Here is a 15,922-nt window from a genome sequence, read left to right on the forward strand (position 1 = left end):
CAGTAGCGCCAGTTTATACCCATTGCCTCTCTATTTTTGGGTTAATTTATTCCTGCGATAAATCAATATTGTTCTCTTTTATGTACCATTGTATTGCCACATGGCATTCACCTAAACACGTATAGCAATGGGTTTTCTGTATTCTATTCTAATCGGGGGCGTTGCTGGTTACATTGCAAGCCGGATCATGGACAGCCACAATCCCTGGTATATCAATGTTATTCTGGGTATTGTAGGCGGCTTTTTAGGTGGGTTTGTTGCCCGTAAGCTTGGCAATGATCCCGACAATGACGGTCTGGTTATGAACTTGCTTATTGCCGTAGGCGGTGCTGTACTACTTATTTTTCTGGGGCGACTTTTTTGATTGAACGTAGATTACTTTAATTTTAAAAAGGGACGATACAGCTATACGCCTGTACCGTCCCTTTTTAGTTAACAACGCAGTTGTTCAGGCTGTTAACAGGCGCTTAGATAGATTAGCTAGTACTGCTTCATCCGGCATACCTACCTGTCGCCATAGTTCGATGCCCTGACGAACCAATACAAAAGTGGGCATATACGTAACATCAAAGCTCTGAACCACATCGGGGTAAGTGGCCTTATCTATCTTCAGTACACGTGCTAAGTCGCCGAGATGCTTTTGCAACCCGTTTGCCAGTGTAAGTAAGGCAGCCCGTTGTTGGTAGTTTGCCTGCTCGGATGGCATGAAAATCAATAAAACCGTCGATTTCCCGGGTATTAGTATTGGAGGTGAATCGTCAAGTTTCATAACAGCGTAGCCTTAACACCAGAATAATCATTTTTTATCGATGTAAAAGTGGGGCTTTGGTTCAGTAAATGAATTGATGAGCGTCAGTTGTACCCCTGATTGTTATACTCGTTATGGTGTATAAATAGTAATTCTACAAGTAGTCAACTATTGATAAAATGGTTTCTTGTAGAAGTGGTTTATTAGTTTTACTATAGTAGTAGTTAGTGTTTGGAGAAATACAGTGTAATTTGACTTCATAATACTATCGGGATCTGCCGATAGACATAGCTGGCTCCCTATGCTAACCGATTTGTATTCTTCCTCTTTGACCGACCTGCTTTTCGAGAAAAGCGATGAATTTATTGGTATCTATGACCTAACGGAAGAGCGGTTCGTTCGGGTTAATCGGGCGGGGGTGCGGTTGCTTGGATTCTCATCGGAAGAGGCCTTATTAACCGACCCCATTCGGTCACGCTCGTTGCGCGTCCAACCGCTGGAAGATCAACACCGGATCAGCTTAGTTGAGCGACTTATTCAATCGGGAACTCACGAAGAGACCACCCAGATTGGTCGGCAGGATGGTAGGACATTTTGGGGACAACTTGTTATAAGTGCCTTTACAGCCCAAAATCGGCCGTATGCGCTCATACGACTTATTGACCAGGATCGCCTGCATAATACGGAGCGAGAGTTAGAGCATAGTGTTCACCGCTACGAGGCTATTTTTTCCTACGCAACCATCGGCATTATTGTTAGCGATCAACAGGGTTGTATTGTCTCGGCTAACCAACTGGCTAATCAGTTGTTCGGTTATGCTTCCGGAGAATTGGTGTCTAAAACAATTGAGCAACTCGTGCCTATGGGCGTGAGTCGCTATCACGAAAAACTCCGCCAGTCCTTCAATGCCGATCCGCATGTACGGGCCATGGGGCATAATCGGGATTTACATGCGCAGCGCAAAGACGGATCTGTATTTCCCGTTGAGGTAAGTTTGAGCTACTTTCGGCTGGAAGAGGAACTCTATGTGGTAGCCTACATTATTGACATTACATTAAAAAAAGAAGCAGAACAGCAACTGCTGGCGCATCGTGATCATATTGAGCACCTTAATGCCGATCTGGAGCAGAAAGTAGCGGATCGTACGCAGGCACTTCTGAATACACTTGATCAGTTGGAACAGTCGAAGGATGAACTGGCTAAAGCACTGGTTGCTGAGCGGGAGTTAGGGGAGCTAAAATCTCGCTTTGTGTCGATGGCTTCGCATGAGTTCCGTACGCCACTAACGGCTGTGCTAACCTCCACCACATTAATTGAGAAGTATCCTGGGGGTGATCAACAGGACAAGCGCCTGAAGCACCTGAACCGTATCCGGGCGTCTGTTACCCACCTCAACGATATCCTCGAAGAGTTTTTATCGGTTGGTAAACTAGAGGAAGGTAAGATTGAAGCTCATCCATCGGAGGTAGATCTGGCAGAGCTGGTTGGCGAAACCGTTGCCGATATGCAGGGTATGTTGAAAACGGATCAGCGAGTGCAAACCCACTTGTCATGTCTGGCCCCGATCTGGATAGATCCCTCAATGTTTCGGAAAATTCTGGTCAACCTATTGTCTAATGCCATAAAGTACTCCGGGGTGGGCTCGATGGTTACGATAGGATGCAGGTGTCTGGATGGGTATTTAACCCTATCGGTAGAAGATCAGGGTGTAGGTGTCTCAAAGGAAGACCAGGAGCATATGTTTGAACGGTTTTTTCGAGCTCATAATGTGACTAACATCGCAGGCACAGGGCTAGGACTACACATTGTAGGGCGTTATGTAGAATTGATGGGTGGTCAGGTATCGCTGCAAAGTGAGTTGAATAAGGGGACCATAATCACTGTAATTCTTCCGTTCGAAAGGCCTGATGGAAGCAAGTAGTAGGCTGGTAGGTAGGAGCTTAGTTATTCCGCAAGCAGTATAGCCTCCTGAGGCAGCGAGTAGAGTTGTTCATAATACTCGGTTGCCATTCGATCGGAGTCGAAATAAGGGACAACATCCTGCATACTGGCTTTAATCATACCAATCCACTTGTCGGACTGCTCGTAATACATCGGCAAAATAACCGTTTCCAGGAGAGTGAAGAGATTGTCTGCATCAAACGCGTCCTGTTCATGGGTGGGCCAGCTAAGATCCGCTTCAGGAAGGATGAAACTGTTGATGCCAGGCCGGGCAAATTCGGGTATCCAGCCATCGTTTGTCGAACAATTAAGGGCTCCATTCATGGCGGCTGTCATACCGCTGGTTCCTGATGCTTCACGTGTTAGTCGGGGGGTGTTTAGCCACAAATCGGCCCCTTGTTTCAGCAGCCTCGACAAATGAATTTCGTAGCCGACCAGAACAGAACAATTGACGAACTGTTTGGATACATGAGCCAGTCGATCGAACGTACCGATACTAGCGTAATCGAACGGATAGGGTTTTCCTGCCCAGATGAGTTGTATAGGATACCGGGGGTTGGTCATCAGGCGCTCAAACCGGGCAGGGTCAGAAAGCAGGAGGTCGGCACGTTTGTAACCCGCAAACCGGCGCGCCCAGACCATTGTAAATACGTTGGGATCGTAAAGGTCGCCCGTCTGATCGGCCACTTCATCAAATAAACGTTGTTTCCTCGTTTTCTTACGGGCCATCAGCCGAATATCATCATTAGTGGCTGCGGCTGTATCCAGGATTGGATCGCCCCAAAATCGGTTATTCTGTGCATTGGTGATGGACAGAATCGGAGCCAGGTTATCGTAACCCTGCCACATAGCCTGGCTAACCTGTTGGTGTTTTTTCGAAACGGCATTTGCACGACCAGCTAGCCTAAGAGCTCCCAGCGCCCAGTTGAACTGGTCATCGGTGATTCCGGTAATACGACGAACCTCATCCAGGTCCAGATAATTGAAAAAACCCATCCGATCCAGTAAGCGGATGTCAGTTCGTGGATTACCTGCTTCTTCGGGCGTATGGGTCGTGAAAACCAAACGGTCTTTAACAGGCTCACGGCTCCCCCATTGGCTGTACAAATAAAAGGCCAACGGTAGCGGGTGACTCTCATTCATATGGTATACGTCTGGCGTGATGGCTAGCTTTTCCAGTAATTTAGCGCCACCAATGCCCAGAAGAATGCTGGATGCGATCCGGGTTTCGGGATTGGGGTCGTACAGTTTATGACAGATTGTTTGCGCCAGATAGTCGTTCTCGGGCAGATCGGTTGAGAGGAAGTAGGTTGGCGCTGTGCCAAAGACTGTAGGAGGCAGGTAGTAAGCCGTAACCCAGACGGGTGCATGATTGACCTGAATCTGAAACGTTATATGGGTTGGCTGAAGAAAGCTATACTGCTTTTCCAGGAACAGAACATCCATTGTCTGGTCGCCCTTGCGCACCTGATCGTAGTAGCCGTATTTCCAGAGAATACCAATGGCCACCACGGGCTGTTTCAGGCTATAAGCGCTTCGCATGTGTGACCCCGCCAAAAAGCCCAGGCCTCCCGAATAGGTTTTGAGTGCCTGACTGAAGGCGAATTCCATGGAAAAATAAGCAACCTGGCGGGTTGGTGCAGGTGAGCTCTCGTTGTTTATAACGTTCATGTTATCAGGTTTGTAATGAACCACCCAGGGCAGCCATTATAGTCAACAGCTGTCTGATTTTATTGTTATCGGTTTATACGCACGATTCAATTATACATAACTATAAGTCAATCTGACTCCAGTTATATACGTCCCGATTAACCACAATGGCACCTGTTTCGTCGATATCGAGCAGGTTGTAGGTAATAATAACGGGAATGGGGTGCGGCAGGTGAATGGTTTTCGGACTGTTCTGTTTTTGACAGGTGGTTAGGAAAGAAGGATTGAAGCGCGATGATCCCAGGGCAAGATTGGCTAGCTCAATGGGCTTTTCAACCCGGATACAACCGTGACTGAGTGCTCGTTTCTCGTGGGCAAACAAAGACCGCTGATTGGTATCGTGCAGGTAAATGTCGAAGGGGCTGTTGATCGTAAATTTCAGTACACCCAGGGCGTTATCGCAGCCAGTCGATTGCCGAAGCCGATAAGGAAAGGTTTTTGCCAGATTTCCTGACCAGTTTACCGAATCTGGATGGACGATTCTTCCCTTCGAGTCAATGATCTGTAGATTCATTTCGGCCAGTACGGTAGCTGGGTTCTTCCGAATTTGCGGCAGCAGTTCTTTGATCGCAATTGAGCGGGGCACATTCCAATAGGGGTACGTTACGATGTCGGTGAGCTGTGCCGTAAAACAGGGAGTCGGTGTGCTGGCTTTGCCAACAATTACCCGACTGTTCAGCAGCGTAGACCCTTGCCGGTCAATGACCCGCATGGAGGCCGAGGGAATGTTGATAACGACCCGTTTTTCGGCGGGAAAGCGGTTTAGCCAGCGGTAAGTGTTGAGTGTCGTTTTGACTTGTTCAATAGTTAGCGAATCGGCCATGTAGTCGTCAACCAGGCAGCGCATACAGTATTCCTTTAGCTGCCGGTAGTTGCGGTCATGTGATTCCAGTGAATCTAGCAGTGGGCACCAATCAGTTCCAGCCAGAAACTGCTGAGTAAGTTGGTTTATTCGTACCGTATCAAGTTGCTCATGCAGGCCCTGATAGCTGATTCGCCGGGGGGGCTTCCCGTAAACAATTTGTGTAAAATAAGTTGTCAGGCAAGCCACATCGGGCGACGGACAAAGACTATCTACACCGATCTCGTTCCCATATTGACGCAGGCGGGTCCAGTCGTCGCTGGTTTGGGCTGTAGACAATAGAGGAAGTAGCAAAAAGAGGACAATCAGGTTGCGTAGAACAGACATAAAGCAGCTCGGAAGGAGATGCTCAAAACTAGACGATAGCTGCCCGTTTTTTATTGATGATTGTCAGTGGGTTACCTGAAATCTGTCAATTCAGTGTCTGACGCGTATCATAGGCCTGTTGGGCTACGTACAACCACATTTGTATCGTTAAATCTCTTTTCAGGGCTCATTCCGGGCCTACTTGCCTACTCATCTAAAACCATGACATTCGAACCCGCTTCTCAGTTACTGGCCTTTGTGTTACCAATGTCGTTTCGTAAAGGCGATTTAACCTTTAGTCCAACGAACAACGTACGTGATGAAATCCATATACCAGTAACGCCGGATACGAAACCGCGTCATGTTGTATCAACGGCCCAACTTGCCAAAGGGATCTGGCGGGTTGTCCTCAACTGGTCTGACGGTAGATTACAATACCATGATGAAAAAGAAATTAGTGTTGTTTGAGTCGCTGAAGATTGCTGATTAACCTATTCGTTCACCCATATGATTTATAATTTATGAAAACTCGACTACCTATAGTAGTTCTATCCGTGCCTAAACTGCCCAGCGCAACGGTTAGCGCGTTGGTTCTGGCTTTTATCTTGTGCCTGGGCGTTGTGACTATATCCACCGCTCAAACCATTAACTGGCAAAAGGCGCTTGGTGGATCGAAAAATGATTCTGTTACCGCCATCCTGGCGACTGCAGATGGCGGTTATGTGGTAGCGGGTTCAACGACCTCCAATGATGGAGAGATAAGTGATTATCGCGGAGGAGCCCACGACGCCTGGATCGTGAAACTCAATAGTGCGGGTACAATTATCTGGAAAAAGACGATTGGTGGCATGGGCGACGATCAGGCCAGCGCCCTAACTGCGAGCCCCGATGGCGGCTATGTGGTAACAGGCTTAACTACGTCGCGGGATGGCGATATGAGTGGTTTCAATCCGTTTATCCCGATCTATATATGGGTATTTAAGATTAATAGTGCGGGGGAGATCGTTTGGAAACAGTACCGGGATGAAGCAAGAGGTTTATATGCCACTTCAGTTACTACGGCATCCGATGGGGGTTATCTGGTAGCTGGCCATACGTTTAATCGGGGCTTAAAACCAGGAGGAGCGCATCTCTTTGCTGTAATAAAGTTCAGCGGGGTTGGCGATTTCATGTGGGATCATTATTTCGGTGGTATAGATGGCAGTGATGAACTGTATGCTGTAACTGCAACTTCCGATGGCGGTTGTGTGGTAGCGGGTAGGACTTCTTCATACCAACTGTCTTGGTCGTATGGAACAGGTTATCCATCCCAGCCTATTTCGGTAGGAACTGATCATAATAAAAACAATACTGGGCATCATTATGATAATACGAACGATGTTTTTGTTGGTAAACTGAACCGCGAGGGCACTATAGGCTGGTATAAATTTTTTGGTGGAAGCGGCCATGACATTGCCAATGCCGTTAAGGAAACAGCGGATGGTGGTTTCCTTGTTGGTGGCTATACCGAGTCGAACGATGGTGATGTAAGTGGTAATCATGGGGGCGGGGATGCCTGGCTTCTTAAACTTACCAGTACAGGATCTCTAACCTGGCAAAAAACAATAGGAGGGAGCGGAAAGGATAACATGTATGCCCCCACGACAATGCCAGACGGCGCCTATATGCTGGCGGGAACTACCACATCCAACGATGGTGATGTGAGTGGAAACCACGGGGGCAGTGATGCATGGCTTGTTAAACTCAATAGTGCTGGGGACATAATTAGCCAAAAGACCTATGGTGGAACAGGTTTCGATGCCGCTCTGGCCATTACAGCCACAGTTGATGGTAGCTATGTGTTAGCCGGATCAACAACGTCCAATGATGGTGATGTGACTGGTAATCATGGTGATCAGGATGCCTGGGTAGTTAAGTTGGGGTCCGATAGTCCACCACAGAAAGACGCGCTCACCTTTTTGTCACCTACCTATCAGTGTGAAACGGGCTGGCTGGTGCTCAATACGACCGGTGGAGATGGGGCCCCTATTGACTATAAAGTGCCCGGTCTGCGTGATTGGGGTTCCTCGCCCGAATTCTTTGTGCCGACCTATCAACGGAGCGGAATGGTATTCACCCTTTATGCCCGCCAGAGTGGGAAAGAATATACCACACAATACACAAATTCCTGCGCTACCCAGTTAACGCTCATTCCGCCGACCTATCAATGCGAATCAGGCCGACTGGTACTCAATATCACTGGCGGTAATGGAACTTCGATTGAGTATAAGGTGCCCGGCTTACGGGATTGGGGGCTTTCTCCTGAATTTTTCGTTCCCACTTACCAGCGGAACGGGATGGTGTTCACAATCTACGCCCGCCAGAGTGGGCAGGAATATACGGCTCAATACACAAGTGCCTGTGCTAACCAGTTGACATTGATCCCCCCAACGTATCAGTGCGAAACCGGTAAGTTAGTGCTCAACAGCACGGGCGGGGATGGGTCGGCCATTGAGTATAAGGCGCCTGGTCTGCGGGATTGGGGACTTTCTCCGGAATTCTTTGTGCCAACCTACCAGCGGAACGGAATGGTGTTCACCCTCTATGCCCGCCAGAGTGGGAAAGAGTATACCACTCAGTACACAAGTGCCTGTGCTAGCCAATTGACGCTCATTCCACCAACCTATCAATGCGAAACAGGTAAGTTAGTGCTCGGCAGTACAGGTGGCGACGGATCGGCCATTGAGTACAAGGTGCCCGGCCTGCGCGATTGGGGACTTTCTGCGGAATTCTTTGTACCGACTTATCAGCGTAATGGAATGGTGTTCACCCTCTATGCCCGCCAGCGCGGTCAGGAGTATACCACTCAATACACCACAACCTGTAACCTGGTTAGCGCCCGACTGGCCAGTAGTCTCGAAGTTGGTACTGGTTTACAGGTCAAATTACTGGGCAACCCTGTTAATCAGGAAGTGGTTGCAGAAGTTACCGGCGTACAGGGGCAAGCCTTGCAAGTGAAACTAACAGATATCAGAGGGAGAGTAGTTGGTCAACAACAGATCGAACAAGCGCAAGTCGCTGAGCGACTGGTGTTGAGCCTACCGATAGAGGACTCTAGCTTGCTACTGTTAGAAGTAGCGACGTCCACTGAGCGTAAAACGCTACGGGTACTTTCAAAGTAAACGAATTGGTTCATGCCCGCGTGACTCCTGGTAAATCAAAAAAACGCCCCTAACAGTTGGGGGCGTTTTTCGTAGGAGCTATTGTCGTATTTAAGTGTAGGTTATTGATGAGTTTATAATTGGCCAATACAACAAAAACCAATAACTTAATAACCAGGCATAAGTGCTTGACGATGAGACTGGTTTGTCCATTGCCTAACGGCTTACTAACCGACTGTTTAGGCTCGCAAGATCAGTACAGGCTGATTGGCATGATTCAGGACGTCTTCGGCAACACTGCCCTCAATCCAGTGCCGAAGGCCTTTGTACCCATGCGTGTAGAGCACGATCATATCCGCGTTTACGTCCTCGGCATACTTGATAATGCCAGCCGGTACAGTTTTATCATGCCAGATGTCGAGGGTATACGGGCTGATTCCTTTTGCCAGAGCGTAGTCGGCTACCCATTGCCGAATGCCCTCGGGTTGTCGGCTATCACTGGGTGTCAACACGTACACAAAGTGGCGGAGACCTTGGTCTGTTAGCAGGAAGGGCTCCGAATGGCTTTCTTTTAGCTTTTCATCTATGTCGATTGCACAGACGATATGGTTAGGCTGGAAGTGGGAAATAGGTTGCTTTACAACCAGGACCGGGCAGTTAGCATGCCGAACAATAAGTTCAGCGTGGGAGCCTTCCAGCCATTCCATTAGTCCCGATGCCCCTTTTGAGGCTAGTACAATCAGATCGGCGGGTTGCTCATTGATGCAGCGAATCAGCCCATCGAAATTACTACCCAGTTTGGGTTTTATCGTTACGCCAGCATATCGGGGATTCGCAATGAGTTTCCGGAGAGCTGCCTCTGCTTCTTTACGGGCATCCTGGTAGTTTTCTGCCATGGCGACTGAAAGCTCTGGAGAATATTCCGCAGCCGCCTGGGGGATCAACTCATAAAGCACCGTGTGGAGTAAAATTAGTTCGGCCTGATAGGTGCGTGCCAGACTGACGGCCACATCGAGCGCATACTGAGTGCTTAGACTTAGGTCAGTTGGAACCAGAATCGTCTTCATGGTGAGTACAAGTTTGTTTTATGTCCCAAAGCAACTCTTTGTTTTGTTGATTTTAGCTGATTAATGGTAGAGGGTAACTTGATTATAATCAATGTCTTGCCTAAGCGGAGTCATCTATGGACGATTATACCCTATTTAGCTTGCGGCCGTATCTTACTAACCGCGTACAGCTATGAACACTTGGGTACTTCGATTCAGTCAGATCAACAACGGCATGATTGCTCAGGTTGGTGGTAAAAATGCATCGCTGGGCGAGCTATTTAATGGGCTCCGGTTCTACGGCGTTCGCATTCCCGATGGGTTTGCCCTTACCACTGAGGCTTATCTTGAATTTATCCGGTATAACCAATTAAAAGAGCCAATTCAGCAACTGATCAATGAGCTGGATATACAGGGATTTACAAATCTAGCCACTATTGGTAGCCAGATTCGGGTATTGATTCAACAGGCAACGCTGCCACCCAACATTGCCGAGGCTGTAAAAAAGGCATTCGATGGGTTAAAACGGCATTATCAGGAGACTATTCAGGTAGCGGTCCGTAGTAGTGCTACTGCCGAGGACCTGGTTAATGCCAGTTTTGCCGGTCAGCACGAATCCTTCCTGAATATTAAAACCGAAGAGCAACTATTAACAGCCTGTCAGGCCTGTTACGCGTCCCTGTTTACCGATCGGGCTATCAAATACCGTCAGGATAACGGATTCGATCATCTGAAAGTAGCGCTGTCGGTAGGGGTACAGAAAATGGTTCGCTCCGATCAGGCATCTTCCGGGGTGTGTTTTACGGTCGATCCCGATACCGGGCACGCCAATCTGATGCTGATTACCGGTAGTTGGGGACTGGGCGAAAATGTAGTGCTGGGTAATGTCAATCCCGATGAATTTTACGTCTTTAAACCGTCGATCAATCGGATACCCAATGCCATTGTTAATCAGAAACTAGGAGACAAGTCGGTCACGATGGTCTACGCTGACTCAACGGAAGCAACGAAGCAAACGGTAAATATCGAGACGCCACAGGAACGACGGGAACAGCCAGTACTGACGCATAGCGAGGTGAACCAACTGGCTAGTTGGGCCTTACTGATTGAGCAGCACTATGGCAAACCCATGGATATCGAATGGGCTAAAGATTATATTGATCAACAACTCTACATTGTGCAGGCCCGGCCCATTACCAGCATTGGTGCAGCAGCTCCCCAACTCACAGAATACCACCTACAGGCACCGGCTAAGGCATTAACGCAGGGCCAGGGTATTGGTCAGCGCATTGTAACGGGAACCGCCCGGGTAGTGGCCTCGCCCAAAGATGTACCTGCGTCAATCTGCTCGACCGACATCCTGGTCACCGATATCACTACGCCCGACTGGGACCCGATACTCAAGAAGGTATCAGCCATAATCACCAACCGGGGAGGCCGAACCAGTCACGCGGCTATTGTAGCCAGGGAAGTAGGGGCACTGGCGGTTGTGGGGACCAATAACGGCAGCGAGGTTATTCCAGATGGGGCTACCATTACAGTTTCATGCCTCGATGCGCAGGAGGGGTTTGTTTATGAAGGGGCTATTCCATTTACCCAGGAGATTATTAACCTAATAGACCTGCCCAAACCCCGAACAAAATGTATGCTGATTCTGGGCGACCCCTCGCAGGCACTTCGGCTGGCGCAACTACCCAGCGATGGGGTGGGCCTCATGCGCCTGGAGTTTATCATCGCGAATGCCATTGGCATTCACCCGATGGCCCTGGCTCGCTTCGATCAGGTAACCGATGACGCCGTCAAAAATGAGATTAATCGACTAACGCGGCACTATCAGGATAAGAAGGAGTTTTTTGTGGACAAACTGGCTCAGTCGGTGGCCTTGGTCGCGGCTAGTTTTTACCCCCGGCCAGTTATTGTTCGGATGAGTGATTTCAAAACCAACGAATATGCCAATCTGCTGGGAGGGTGCGACTTCGAGCCTCTGGAAGAAAATCCAATGCTGGGCTGGCGTGGTGCCAGTCGCTATTATGACCCACGGTACATGGATGGCTTTCGACTGGAATGTGAGGCCATGCGACGGGTGCGCGACAAGATGGGTTTTGTGAATGTGAAACTGATGATTCCCTTCTGCCGGACTGTAGAAGAAGGCAAACGGGTGCTTGCCGTCATGGATACATTCGGCCTTACTCGGCAGGAGAATGGGCTGGAAGTTTACGTTATGGCTGAGATTCCCAGTAATATTATGCAGGCCGAAGCCTTTGCGGAGCTGTTCGATGGCTTTTCCATCGGCTCTAACGACCTGACCCAACTGGCGCTGGGCGTTGACCGGGACTCCTCTACAGTACAGGGGCTTTTCAACGAAAACGACCCAACCGTACGTGATCTGATTGCGATGCTGATCAAAAAAGCGCGCCATGCTAACCGCCCCGTGGGGATCTGTGGACAGGGGCCCAGCGACAATCCGGATTTTGCGCAGTTTCTGACCGAAGAAGGAATCAATAGCCTATCGCTGACACCCGATGCCTTCCTCCGTGGACTGACAACGATCCACGACGCAGAAACGAGGTTGATTCTAAATTCAGTCTAGGTCGCTACTCCAATGAATAGAGCGAAAAAGGAAGGGTTTTATAGTCTACTCCTTGTATTTCTGTTGCCAATGCTAAGCATGGGGCAGCCTGTACGGGGTGGGGCTGGGTTTTTCTACGGGGGGCTGGGTGTATGGCCAGGGGCGGCCAATGCGGTTCAGCGGGTGAGTAACACTGCAGATCCACTTGGCAACGACCTGTATCGTATGCTGGGGGCCGAGATTTATGGTCGTCGAAATCGGTGGTTAGTGGGAGCCGGTGTCTCCGCGTTCATCAACCAGCGCGTTCAGGATGTAAGCGCCCAAACAGCCATCGAATCATCGGCATCCAATGCGCATATCTGGGTAGGCTGGATTATGTGGCATACGAAACGAACGAAACTGTACCCCATTGTAGCGCCAGGAATTAACTCGTTTAATGTCAACTCGACTCCGACAGGTGGCCTCATTACAACCCACACCCTCGATGGTTTTGCTACCGACGTGGGCATAACCATCGACTGGCTTGTTTTGAAAACGGGTTCCGATCCAACCCTGTATGCCGGGCCTATGCTACATATTCGGGCGGGGTATCGACTGGCATCGGCTTCAAATGAGTGGCATGGTGATCGAAGCGGCTCCACCATACTATTGCCGGTTACCTATTCACCCCACGGTTTTTTTCTTACACTGGGCATTGGCGGAGGGGGATTTCGGCATCCATAAACTGCAGAAGAATTCCTGAAGGAGTTTTAGACTCGCCTGTGTAAAGTCAGGTTGAGTCCTGAGCCATATCATAGGCTACTATCGGTAGAAAAGCCAATTTTGGTATGTCAAGATCTAGACGTGATTTCTATGAATATTGCCTTTTTTAGTGCACTGCCTTTCGAGAGAACTTGGTTTGATCAGTACTGCGCTCATCATCAGATCACGTACATTCCCGAAATGCTAACGCTGGAAACCGTTCATATGGCAGAAGGCCACCGGGCCGTATGTGTTTTTGTGAATGATGACCTTAGTCGTCCTGTTCTCAAAACATTGAAAGAGCTGGGAATCAGCCTTGTTGGTATGCGGTGTGTTGGCTTGGATAATGTGGACCAGTTGGCTATTAGTGATCTGGGTATGAACCTGATAAATGTACCTGGCTATTCACCTTATTCCGTGGCCGAACATACCGTTGCTCTGTTAATGGGCCTGATACGGCACCTGCCTGAAGCGAACCAGCGGGTACAGTCCGGTAACTTTGCCATCGACGGACTGATCGGTATGGACTTACACGGAAAAACCGTTGGTATTGTTGGTACGGGGCATATTGGCAGGGCATTCACCCGTATCATGCAGGGGTTTGGCTGTAAGTTGCTGGCCTACGATATCAATCCTGATCGCCGACTCCTGGAAACGGGCGTGACCTATGTTTCATTGGGAGAGCTTCTTCACCAATCGGATGTAATTGCGCTCCATTGCCCGCTTACGCCCCTGACCGAAGACCTCATCAACGACCATACGTTGTCTCTTATAAAACCTACGGCTATTCTGGTCAATACAGGCCGGGGGCGTTTGGTTGATACGGTTGCCGTGCTTGATGCGCTGGATGCCGGGCAACTAGGTGGTTATGCTGCTGACGTGTATGAGAAGGAGCGACTCTATTTTCACTACGATTTTTCGGACAGACCGATCGCTGATGACGTACTGAACCGACTACGCAAACATCCTAAGGTCTTGTTGACTGCTCATCAGGGCTTTTTAACCGAAGATGCTCAGCGACAAATTGCCCGGAGCTTACTGAACCAGTTCAGCTTCTACGAAAACCAGCAGATGTCGCTGGTTACGAAAGCGTCCATGTGTTAATCATCCCTATGGTGTACTCCTATGCTTCGTACGTTAGTTGCTATGTTGCTGATGGCCCACGGCCTTCTTCATGTCCTGGGATTCCTGAAACAGTGGCAGTTAGCCACCGTAAGCCAGCTTAGTGGTAAATCATGGATACATGTATCCGACGAAACGTCTAAACTGTTGGGACTCCTATGGCTTCTTGTCTGTTTGGGTTTTTTGCTGGCCATGGTGACTTGTCTGCTCCAACGTGACTGGTGGTTGCTTGTTGCAGGAGTTAGTGTCGTACTCTCGCAGGTACTCATTATCATTTACTGGCCGGATGCACACGCTGGTACACTGGTAAATGTGGGTATCGCTCTGGTACTGGTATTAGCTTATTCGCACGATCGTTTTGAGATGCAGGCCGACCGGGAAGTTCGTCAATTGCTTAGACAGCCTGCTGATGATCAGCGTGTGGTTACACCGAAAATGCTCAACGGCTTGCCCACTCCTGTGCAACAATGGTTACAGGCAAGCGGAATAGTTGGGAAAGAGCGCGTCCATACCGTGCGGCTGCGGCAGACTGGTCTGATGCGTACGAGTCCAGAAGGCCGATGGATGCCAACAAAAGCAGTGCAGTATTTTGGTGTCGATAAGCCGGGGTTTGTTTGGGAGGCTGACGTACGCATGCTACCGTTTTTGCCCTTATCGGGTCGGGATAAATACGCCGATGGGAAGGGAAATATGCTGATTAAGGCGCTGTCATTAGTGCCTGTGGTCAATGCGTCGGATGCGAAAACCGATCAGGGAACCTTACTACGATATCTGGGCGAAATGTGCTGGTTTCCTTCGGCAGCGCTTAGTCCATTCATACAGTGGCGGGCTATAGATGCAACACATGCCCAGGCAACAATGAGCTATAAGGGCGTATCGGCTACCGCCGTGTTTGCTTTTGATGAACAGCATCGACTTACCAGCGTATCGGCCAATCGGTACATGGGCGGTGGTAAAGATGGGAAATTAGAAAAATGGTATATCCCCGTTCGTGACTGGAAAGAAATGGATGGCGTGGTTATTCCTGTAAAAGGTGATGTTATCTGGCGGCTACCCACTGGGGATTTTGACTATTACCAATGGGAGATTACGGATATCGACTACAATTACCCCGTATTGTATTAACCTGAATATTGGCTAGTGTAGGAGCCAGAAAGCAATCCTACGTTCGTGAATCAAGTTTATTTTTAACCAAATCAGTACTATGAAAAACGCACAAAAATGGGTTCTATTGGTGGCTATCGCGCTGCTGCCATCCTGGCTTTTGGGCCAATCGCCCAATTACAAACAGCCAATGAGCATCAACGCCCAGGGGCAGATTAAAGACAGTAAAGGCACATCAATTGGACTGGTAAGCAAAGACAAGATTATTAAGGATGCCAATGGGCAGAAAATAGCCTTTGTGGATGGGCAAGGCGATTTAGTCGATGCGAAAACGGGTAAAAAAATGGGCCGAATCGGGAAGGACGGGAAAACTTACTATGATATCAATGGGGAGCTTGTATTCACGGTCAAGGACAACGCCGACGAAACCTGCGACATTGTTGATGCAAAAGGTAAGAAAATCGGAAACGTCCACGATAGCTATAAATCCCTTGCGTGTGCCCTCCATTGCTTTCAAAATCAACATACCCATATGAGTCGTAAATAAAGACCAGGTGGTTTTGTGCCAGGAACCACTTAACAAATAAAGCCGCCTGATGAGTTAATATCACAGGCGGCTTTACTGTTGCAGAT

13 protein-coding genes are annotated in these 15,922 nt (G+C 48.9%); 9 read left to right on the plus strand and 4 right to left on the minus strand.

Annotated elements, in window-relative coordinates; translation table 11 throughout:
* Positions 1–127 precede the first annotated feature (127 nt).
* Positions 128–364, plus strand: a complete 237-nt coding sequence (locus tag EXU85_RS02300; RefSeq protein WP_142770523.1) for a GlsB/YeaQ/YmgE family stress response membrane protein — start codon at positions 128–130, stop codon at positions 362–364.
* An 84-nt stretch (positions 365–448) separates the two neighbouring features.
* On the opposite strand, the gene EXU85_RS02305 is transcribed toward EXU85_RS02300, so the two are convergent.
* Positions 449–769: a thioredoxin family protein gene (locus EXU85_RS02305; protein WP_142770524.1), complete on the minus strand. Its 321-nt coding sequence runs from the start codon at positions 767–769 to the stop codon at positions 449–451.
* 280 nt (positions 770–1,049) lie between these two features.
* On the opposite strand from EXU85_RS02305, the gene EXU85_RS02310 reads away from it, so the two are divergent.
* The gene (locus EXU85_RS02310; protein ID WP_142770525.1) at positions 1,050–2,669 is read left to right on the plus strand and encodes a PAS domain-containing sensor histidine kinase; all 1,620 of its coding nucleotides are present in this window, start codon (positions 1,050–1,052) and stop codon (positions 2,667–2,669) included.
* Between the two features lie 23 nt (positions 2,670–2,692).
* Here EXU85_RS02310 and glgP read toward each other — a convergent pair whose 3' ends face one another.
* Both glgP and EXU85_RS02320 read right to left on the minus strand, forming a co-directional pair.
* Positions 2,693–4,360: an alpha-glucan family phosphorylase gene (glgP, locus tag EXU85_RS02315; RefSeq protein WP_142770526.1), complete on the minus strand. Its 1,668-nt coding sequence runs from the start codon at positions 4,358–4,360 to the stop codon at positions 2,693–2,695.
* A gap of 100 nt (positions 4,361–4,460) precedes the next feature.
* On the minus strand, positions 4,461–5,588 hold the full coding sequence (locus EXU85_RS02320; RefSeq protein WP_142770527.1) for a L,D-transpeptidase family protein: 1,128 nt from the start codon (positions 5,586–5,588) through the stop codon (positions 4,461–4,463).
* 201 nt (positions 5,589–5,789) lie between these two features.
* Here EXU85_RS02320 and EXU85_RS02325 point away from each other — a divergent pair, with 201 nt between their 5' ends.
* Together EXU85_RS02325 and EXU85_RS02330 are read left to right on the plus strand one after the other, a co-directional pair.
* Positions 5,790–6,035, plus strand: coding sequence for a hypothetical protein (locus tag EXU85_RS02325; RefSeq protein WP_142770528.1), 246 nt, complete (start codon positions 5,790–5,792; stop codon positions 6,033–6,035).
* Between the two features lie 53 nt (positions 6,036–6,088).
* Positions 6,089–8,728 (plus strand): hypothetical protein, encoded by a 2,640-nt coding sequence (locus EXU85_RS02330; RefSeq protein ID WP_142770529.1) that lies wholly within the window; start codon positions 6,089–6,091, stop codon positions 8,726–8,728.
* A 218-nt stretch (positions 8,729–8,946) separates the two neighbouring features.
* Here EXU85_RS02330 and EXU85_RS02335 read toward each other — a convergent pair whose 3' ends face one another.
* Positions 8,947–9,774 carry a universal stress protein gene (locus tag EXU85_RS02335; protein ID WP_142770530.1) on the minus strand — a complete coding sequence of 276 codons (828 nt, stop codon included), beginning with the start codon at positions 9,772–9,774 and terminating at the stop codon, positions 8,947–8,949.
* Positions 9,775–9,946: 172 nt separating this feature from the next.
* On the opposite strand from EXU85_RS02335, the gene ppsA reads away from it, so the two are divergent.
* From ppsA to EXU85_RS02360, 5 genes are all read left to right on the plus strand, one after another.
* Positions 9,947–12,343, plus strand: a complete 2,397-nt coding sequence (gene ppsA / locus EXU85_RS02340; RefSeq protein WP_142770531.1) for a phosphoenolpyruvate synthase — start codon at positions 9,947–9,949, stop codon at positions 12,341–12,343.
* A 12-nt stretch (positions 12,344–12,355) separates the two neighbouring features.
* A complete protein-coding gene (locus EXU85_RS02345; protein ID WP_142770532.1) occupies positions 12,356–13,045 on the plus strand; it encodes a hypothetical protein in 690 nt (229 codons plus the stop codon).
* Between the two features lie 129 nt (positions 13,046–13,174).
* Positions 13,175–14,167, plus strand: a complete 993-nt coding sequence (locus tag EXU85_RS02350; RefSeq protein ID WP_142770533.1) for a 2-hydroxyacid dehydrogenase — start codon at positions 13,175–13,177, stop codon at positions 14,165–14,167.
* A gap of 21 nt (positions 14,168–14,188) precedes the next feature.
* Positions 14,189–15,310: a DUF6544 family protein gene (locus tag EXU85_RS02355; protein ID WP_142770534.1), complete on the plus strand. Its 1,122-nt coding sequence runs from the start codon at positions 14,189–14,191 to the stop codon at positions 15,308–15,310.
* A 79-nt stretch (positions 15,311–15,389) separates the two neighbouring features.
* Positions 15,390–15,836 (plus strand): 5-fold beta-flower protein, encoded by a 447-nt coding sequence (locus tag EXU85_RS02360; protein WP_142770535.1) that lies wholly within the window; start codon positions 15,390–15,392, stop codon positions 15,834–15,836.
* The last annotated feature ends 86 nt before the right edge of the window (positions 15,837–15,922 follow it).

The sequence above is a fragment of the Spirosoma sp. KCTC 42546 genome, assembly GCF_006965485.1.
Classification (GTDB): domain Bacteria; phylum Bacteroidota; class Bacteroidia; order Cytophagales; family Spirosomataceae; genus Spirosoma.